Raw genomic sequence first — 1,080 nt, forward strand, 5'->3', positions numbered from 1 at the left:
GGGCACAGACCCCGCCGTCGCCGCTGTCGCACCGAGGATCCCCGCCGCCGACAGCGTGACGAGGAACGCTCGCACCGCGCCTCTCATGATCCACCACCGGAGCGCGGACCGCCGAGAGATGATCCCCGCTGCGGCCCCGGCGCGGCCCCCCCACACCGACAGGGATTGAAGTTCGATCGGCATTTCCCATGCTGGACCACACCACTTCCCGCGCCCACGGCCCCCTGGGCACGGGGAATGTCAGCGCTTGGGGTCGTACTGGTAGAAGCCCGCGCCTACCTTCTTGCCGAGGAGGCCCGCCTCCACCATTCGCATGAGGAGTGGGGGCGCGGAGTAGAGGGGCTCCTTGAATTCCGCGTACATGGAGTCGGCGATGGACTTCACCGTGTCGAGGCCGACGAGATCGGTGAGGGCGAGCGGGCCCATGGGGTGGGCGCAGCCGAGCACCATCGCCTTGTCGACGTCGTCCTTGGTCGCGAAGCCGGACTCGACCATGCGGATCGCCGAGAGCAGGTACGGCACCAGCAGCGCGTTCACGACGAAGCCGGAACGGTCGGCCGAGCGCACGACCTGCTTGCCGAGCACCTCGCCCGCGAAGTTCTCCGCGCGCTTGGACACCGCCTCGCTGGTCTTGAGCGTGGTCACCAATTCGACCAGGGGCAGCACCGGCACCGGGTTGAAGAAGTGCATGCCGACCACGCGATCGGGATTGGCGGTGGCCATGGCGATCTTCATGATCGGGATGGAGGAGGTGTTGGAGGCCAGCACCGCGTTCGGATCGGTGACGACCTTGTCCAGGTCGGCGAAGATCGAGGTCTTCACCTCCTCGTTCTCCACGACCGCCTCGACCACCAGCTGGCGGTCGGCGAAGTCGCCGAGATCGGAGGTGAAGCGTAGCCGCCAAGCGGCCTGCTCACGCTCCCGCTCGGTGATCTTGCCACTGGAGACGCCCCGGTCGAGCGAGCGCAGGATGCGGGCGCGGCCGGCGGCGGCCAGTTCCCGGGTCTGTTCGAACACGAGGACATCGACGTGGGCCCCGGCGGCCCCCACCCCCCTAACCGCGCCCCAAAGTGCGGCGCC

General features: G+C 68.6%; 2 protein-coding genes. Both read right to left on the reverse strand.

Features of this window, described 5'->3' with window-relative positions:
* Positions 1-183 (reverse strand): hypothetical protein (locus QH470_RS03685; protein WP_280270823.1); only part of this gene is annotated, 183 nt, incomplete at its 3' end.
* Positions 184-240: 57 nt separating this feature from the next.
* The coding region (locus QH470_RS03690; RefSeq protein WP_280270824.1) for a 3-hydroxybutyryl-CoA dehydrogenase at positions 241-1,080 on the reverse strand (840 nt) is incomplete at its 5' end.

The sequence above is a fragment of the Nocardia wallacei genome, from assembly GCF_029868745.1.
Classification (GTDB): Bacteria; Actinomycetota; Actinomycetes; order Mycobacteriales; family Mycobacteriaceae; genus Nocardia; species Nocardia wallacei_B.